Annotated in this window: 6 protein-coding genes and 1 other RNA gene; 2 read left to right on the top strand and 5 right to left on the bottom strand. The window is 32.0% G+C overall.

The annotated features are described in order from the left end of the window. Window positions 1-148 precede the first annotated feature (148 nt). An RNA gene (gene rnpB / locus AAC024_RS07725) (RNase P RNA component class A) lies at window positions 149-537 on the top strand. Between the two features lie 59 nt (window positions 538-596). Here the strand turns inward: rnpB and AAC024_RS07720 are convergent. The 5 genes from AAC024_RS07720 to AAC024_RS07700 form a co-directional block, all read right to left on the bottom strand. Next, window positions 597-1,349: a hypothetical protein gene (locus AAC024_RS07720; RefSeq protein ID WP_339894709.1), complete on the bottom strand. Its 753-nt coding sequence runs from the start codon at window positions 1,347-1,349 to the stop codon at window positions 597-599. 12 nt (window positions 1,350-1,361) lie between these two features. After that, window positions 1,362-2,270, bottom strand: coding sequence for a nuclear transport factor 2 family protein (locus AAC024_RS07715; protein ID WP_339894708.1), 909 nt, complete (start codon window positions 2,268-2,270; stop codon window positions 1,362-1,364). A gap of 163 nt (window positions 2,271-2,433) precedes the next feature. Further along, entirely contained in the window at window positions 2,434-2,973 is a 540-nt protein-coding gene (gene rsmD, locus AAC024_RS07710; RefSeq protein WP_339894707.1) for a 16S rRNA (guanine(966)-N(2))-methyltransferase RsmD, read from the bottom strand. Further along, window positions 2,973-3,830 carry a DUF3822 family protein gene (locus tag AAC024_RS07705; RefSeq protein WP_339894706.1) on the bottom strand — a complete coding sequence of 286 codons (858 nt, stop codon included), beginning with the start codon at window positions 3,828-3,830 and terminating at the stop codon, window positions 2,973-2,975. The genes rsmD and AAC024_RS07705 overlap by 1 nt, the downstream gene beginning before the upstream one ends. Beyond that, window positions 3,778-4,515, bottom strand: a complete 738-nt coding sequence (locus AAC024_RS07700) for a hypothetical protein (protein WP_339894705.1) — start codon at window positions 4,513-4,515, stop codon at window positions 3,778-3,780. The genes AAC024_RS07705 and AAC024_RS07700 overlap by 53 nt, the downstream gene beginning before the upstream one ends. Before the next feature lie 129 nt (window positions 4,516-4,644). Between AAC024_RS07700 and AAC024_RS07695 the strand changes: the two genes are divergently transcribed. Beyond that, window positions 4,645-6,069, top strand: a complete 1,425-nt coding sequence (locus AAC024_RS07695) for an ATP-binding domain-containing protein (RefSeq protein WP_339894704.1) — start codon at window positions 4,645-4,647, stop codon at window positions 6,067-6,069. Window positions 6,070-6,134 lie beyond the last annotated feature (65 nt).

Here is a 6,134-nt window from a genome sequence, read left to right as displayed (position 1 = left end):
GTTAGGGATAGCAGCGGAAAGCCCACAGCGACGTAGGAGCGAGGACTTGTAGCGAATAGCCCGACCCCTTGTGGGTAACGCCCAAATAATTATTATTTTTTAGTTGATGGAATTTGGAAATTGAATTTTGTGTGTTGTACTTTTGCGGTAAGTAAATCGCCTTATCGCTTTTGTGCTGAATTTATTTCAGTATCTCATTATTTTAACTTTAAAGTTAATTTGAAAAGATACTGAAACAAGTTCAGCACTTGGGAGGAAAGTCCGAACACCGTAGTGCAACATAGTGGTTAATGGCCACCAGCCGTGAGGTTAGGAAAAGTGCAACAGAAAGTATGTACAGGTTATGCTGTAGTGAAACCAGGTAAACTCTATGTGGTGCAATGTCATGTAAACCAACGTTCCGATAATTATCGGGAGCGGGCGGCACGCTCGATTGTTGGAGGGTAGGCAGCTAAAGTGTTTTGGTAACAATGCACGTAGATAAATGATAAGGGCTCTTTTTGAGTACAGAATTCGGCTTATAGATTTACTTAAATATAAACAAACCCTTCTTGAATTTCAAGAAGGGTTTGAGGTTAAAAAGGGTTGGTTAGAACTTATTCTTTTTTAGGTGAATAGGATAAATCTGGACGCATTTGACCTGTATATTCTTCAAATCGACTTGCGTGATTCATAACCTTGCCTATAGCTTCCCAACGATCCGGACCTAAAACGGCTTCGTTAGCTTTAGACCTAGTGGCGCCATCAATTTCATCTTTTGAAGAAACAGCCACAAAATAAAATTCTTCAGGAGTACCAAAACCATTTCTGTAAATTCTATAATATTCTTTAGATCCTTTAGTTGTGTAAAGTTCTTTCACCGCTTTCATACCTTCACGTACTTTAGCTGCATTTTCAGGTGTGAAATAAATGTAGAAAAATTTACGATGATTTTGCCCCTCTTGGGTCATGGTAATGCCATTGGGCATATAAGATAAATCTTCTACTAAAGTAATATTGTAATTGGTATGCGAGTCATAACATTTATCAAATTCTTCAAACATTTTACCAAAATCATCTCCCATTGCTTTTGCCATATCTGCGAAAGGGCGTTTATCTAAATCTGCAAAATTTTCTATTGGTGTTATGTACATGTACTTTAAATCAGTTGTGGTAGCGGTTAACCATGAGGTTTGTACATTATGCTCTTTAGTGGCTTCATTAAATTTTTTCGCTATGGCTTCATATTGCATGATCATAGACGGTTTAACATTGTCTTGATGAATGGTGAATTTTTTTTGTGCATAGGAAAAATTAACTGTAAAGCATACCAGTAATGCTAATAATAGTGTTGATTTAATTGTTTTCATAATTAGTGTTATTTAATTTAAAGTTTTACCTAACTGTTCCATGAGTTGTAATCGATCAAAATGAATATGCTCGGTATGCAATTTACCTTCTTCATTAAAATGTAATCTTGAAAGCCCATTTACGTCAACTTTTTTTCCAGTTGCAGGACTACCAGCAAATTCACCATTATTTGTGCCTGTTAATTTCCAATGCACAAAAATTGCATTATCTACTATTGTGGATTTATGTAGAATTTCAATATTAAAATCTGGGAAACCAGTAAAATATGGCGTCATACTAGACTGTAATTCAGTTTGTCCTGCAGCTACTTTGTCATCATTTAAATACCTAATATGATTATCTGCTAGTAAGTCACCTAATACAGAAAAGTCTTGTTTATTGGTAAAACTATCAATTAGCGTATCTATTTGTGTATGAATTTTTTTATCCAAATCAGTCATAGAAGATAATGTTGCCATTTCTTTATTCATTTGGGTAGCATCAAAGTACACATGTTCTTCTACAATTTTTCCATCAACAAATTGAACTGCTAAATGCACTGGGATTGCCAATTTTTTGTTATTAGCAGCAAGCGTTCCTTTATGCATCGCCCAATAATATACCCAAGTTTCGTCATCTTTATCAAGAACCATTTCAATGTATTCTTTATCACGATTAAATCCATACGATGACATAGCTTCAGTCATAGCTTTTAAGCCTTCAGCTCTTTTTTCTATTGTAAGCGGGTCGGGAGAATTCACAAAAACTTTTGCGGTATCGGCAAAATGGCTTTTCCATTTGTCCCAATCTCCAGCTTCATAAGCCGTTATACCAGCTTTTAAAGTGTTTATTTCAGTAGAATCTGCAAAATAACGTTGCGGTTGGTTTTGGCAAGCAACAAAAAGAATAGTTACAAGCCCTAATAAAAAAAGTTTTTTCATTTGTTTTATGGTTTTAAAGGTTAGTATTAACAATAAACCATAACAAAAAATCAAAAAAAAGGTTACTTTTTGTTGAAGAGATAAAATTATGTATAGAGCCTGGGGCTCTTAAGGAGAATTCTAAATTACTAAAAAAAAAGATACTATAAAAATAAAAGATTGTTTAAGTCGTTTCAAAAAAACTAAAAACATTACCGCCATAGTTTTTTGAATAAGCAAAATTTTCAAGATTTGATAAGTCTGAATGTTTAGAATGTTCAACTATAAGTAAGCCATCATCAAGCAGTAAATTGTTTTGAAAAATGAGATTAGGAATTCTTGCAAATTGCACTTCGGTAAAATTATATGGAGGATCTGCAAAAATAATATTTGACTGTATTGAAGTTTTTTCTAAAAATTTGAAAACATCGCTTTTTATAGTTTGGATAGGCATTTCAAACATTTCGGTAGTTTTATTTATAAACTTGATACACCCAAAATCTTGATCAACACATGTAATTTGTTCGGTACCTCTTGAGGCAAATTCATAACTTATATTACCAGTTCCGGCAAACAAATCAAGTACAGAAACAGCATCAAAGTAATAGAGGTTATTAATAATATTGAATAAAGATTCCTTAGCCATATCTGTAGTAGGGCGAACAGGTAGGTTTTTAGGTGCAATAATTTTTCTGCTTTTATAAATACCGGATATAATTCTCATTAAAAACTTTTTAACAAAGTGAAATTAGAATACTTTGATTTTGGTTTGTTTATATATTTGAAATTATCATGTCTGTTGCCAAAACTGATGTTTCTAATGTATTTATAGGCTATATTATATAACTCATCTTTCTCAGTGATATCGCCTATAAAAACTAAATTAAGTGTCTCTGGGTCAAGTCTTAGTTGTTCAGCAGTAAAGAGAATGTAGTAAATGAAATCTTCTTTTGAATTGTAAGTGAATGTATTATAAAGTTCTAGTTTGCCTTCTTTAATTATAATAATTTCAAAGTGGTTAAAACTAACATGTACATATACTTTAGCTGCCGTTGAACTTTTTTCAATCCATAAAATAGATTCCATTAAAACCGATGATACATGTTTGAAAATAAACGCGCCAAATTTATCATAGATGTAATTGTTAATGTTGATATAAGGGACATAAACATTAACACTACTATTTTTTAAAATACTATCATAAGCTATAAAATCTGATTTCAGGATTTTAGAGTTGAATTTTAAATAGTCTGCTAAGTGATTTTTATTAAATAACGCCTTCGGAACTAGTGTAGATAGTTCATTATCATGAATAACAGTTACATTGGTAAAGCTATTATTCAAAATAGTTTCATTTTCAAATAAGGCTTTTAATTCGTCTAAAACTTCCAATGGGTTTAAACTTTTTTCAAAGCGAAATTCCTTTACTTCAATTATAGTATTAGAATCTTTGTTTAGTATACAAAAAGAAAGTCCACTCAAACTTAGTTGAATGGACAATTCTAGATTAGTTAGTTTGTTAGAACTATTATTCGTTTGCGCCATATGTTTTCGGCCAGTTTCCGTTTGTGTTAACTTCATCCATCGAACCTACTTTTAAAGCATCACCATTAACGCCATCAACAGATACCACTTGGTTTTCCTGCATTATTAAATCTTTATTCTGGTCATTTAAAAGAACGCTCTTTTTTACAATGGCTTCAAAAACAGGTATTTTTATGTTATTTTGCTCTAAGAATCCAGCTTGCATTTTAAACTTAGCGCCTTCTTCTCCTACAGGAACATTCATCATGTTTTTATAACGACTAGATGTTTTAAATAAGGAGTCTTTTACAGAAACAAAGCCTAAAGTGTCAATAATAACAATAGATTTAAAAGTATCAACGCCATATCGTTTAGTTAAATCCTCATCAATAATACTAGAATCTCTACGTTGCGTAATGGTGTATTCAGCGGTATCAATAAACTTTATTAAGCCATCAAAATCTTTAGAAAATTTACCAGTAACCTGTCTGTGTGCTAATTGAGAGTCTCTAATATCTTTTAAACTTTCAATAACTACAGCGTAACGCTTATTTTTTACTTTATTAAATTGAATTGGCTCATAAATAGACATGTAAGTCTGGTAACCAAAAAATGCAATTAATAACCAAAGCGCTATATTTAAAAAAGGTTTAAATTTAGCAGGGATAAATTTATCAACTAACTTAACCAAGCCAATTGTAACTAAAATAACGGCAACTGCAATAAGAATAAATTTTAACATAGTGTGTTCTTTAATTAAAAGTTTATTAAAAGGTATTTAGCAAATCTACAATTTTTTTTTAATCGTTAAAACCAAAGTGAGTAAAAATCATTTCTATATTTGAATAAAATTAAAATTATTTTAAACTAAATGACCTCATCTGAATTTTATTCGCTTATAAAACAACAATTTCCATTCCAGCCTACTGTAAAACAAAATATTGTTTTGCAGCAATTATCTGAGTTTATTTTTGCTAAAGAACCAAATTTGCTTTATGTACTAAAAGGGTATGCCGGAACAGGAAAAACAAGCATTGTTGGAGCCATAGTGTCTAATTTATGGAAAGCTAAAAAAAGTGCGGTTTTAATGGCACCAACTGGAAGAGCGGCAAAAGTGATTTCAAATTATTCCGGAAAGGAAGCATTTACGATTCACAAAAAAATATATTTCCCAAAAAAAGAAAAAAATGGAGGCGTAAAATTTGTGTTGCAACCCAATAAGCATAAAAATACCATTTTTATAGTGGATGAGGCTTCCATGATTCCTGATACACCTGGAGACTCAAAATTGTTTGAAAATGGTTCTTTATTAGACGATTTGATGCAATACGTATATTCTGGTCATCAATGTAAGTTGTTGTTAATTGGTGATACGGCGCAGTTACCTCCCGTTAAGTTGGACTTAAGTCCCGCTTTAGATGAAAGAACATTAGCGCTAAATTATAATAAGGAAGTTACTAAAATGGAACTCGATGAAGTGGTGCGTCAAGAACAAGGTTCTGGTATTTTAGCCAACGCTACGGTTTTGCGTGAAACGTTATTAAACACCTATTTTGATTCTTTTAAGTTTGATTTATCAGATTATAAAGATATTATTAGACTTATGGACGGTTATGAAATCATGGATGCTATTAACGACGCCTATAGCGAATTGGGAAAAGAAGAAACGGCAATTATAGTAAGAAGTAACAAACGCGCTAATTTATACAACCAACAAATAAGAAATAGAATCTTGTTTAATGAGCACGAATTAACTGCAGGCGATTACTTAATGGTTGTGAAGAATAACTATTTTTGGGTAAAGCCAAATAGTGATGCTGGCTTTATAGCAAATGGCGATATTATTGAGGTTCTCGAGATATTTAGTATTCAAGAGCTCTATGGTTTTCGCTTTGCGGAAGTAAAAATAAGAATGGTTGATTATCCTAAAATGATCCCTTTTGAAACGGTTTTACTTTTAGATACTATTGCCGCCGAAACCCCATCATTACCTTATGAAGATTCAAATAAATTGTATCAAGAAGTAATGAAAGATTTTGAGAGTGAAACTAGTAAGTATAAAAAATTTTTAAAAGTTAAAGGCAACAAACACTTTAATGCGCTACAAGTAAAATTTTCTTATGCTATAACTTGTCATAAATCACAAGGAGGGCAGTGGGATACTGTTTTTGTAGAGCAACCTTATTTACCAAATGGTATAGATAAAGATTATTTACGTTGGCTATACACCGCAGTAACAAGGGCCAAAGAAAAATTGTATCTTATTGGCTTTAATGACGATTTTTTTGAGGAATGAATCCCCTAAATCCCAAAAGGGGACTTTTGAAAACGGAGCTTTACCAAAACGCTTTTTTGAAAGTT

The sequence above is a fragment of the uncultured Algibacter sp. genome, assembly GCF_963976535.1.
Taxonomy (GTDB): Bacteria; Bacteroidota; Bacteroidia; order Flavobacteriales; family Flavobacteriaceae; genus Algibacter_B.
Note: the sequence above shows the minus strand (reverse complement) of the source record. Positions and strands in the feature narration are given on the sequence as shown.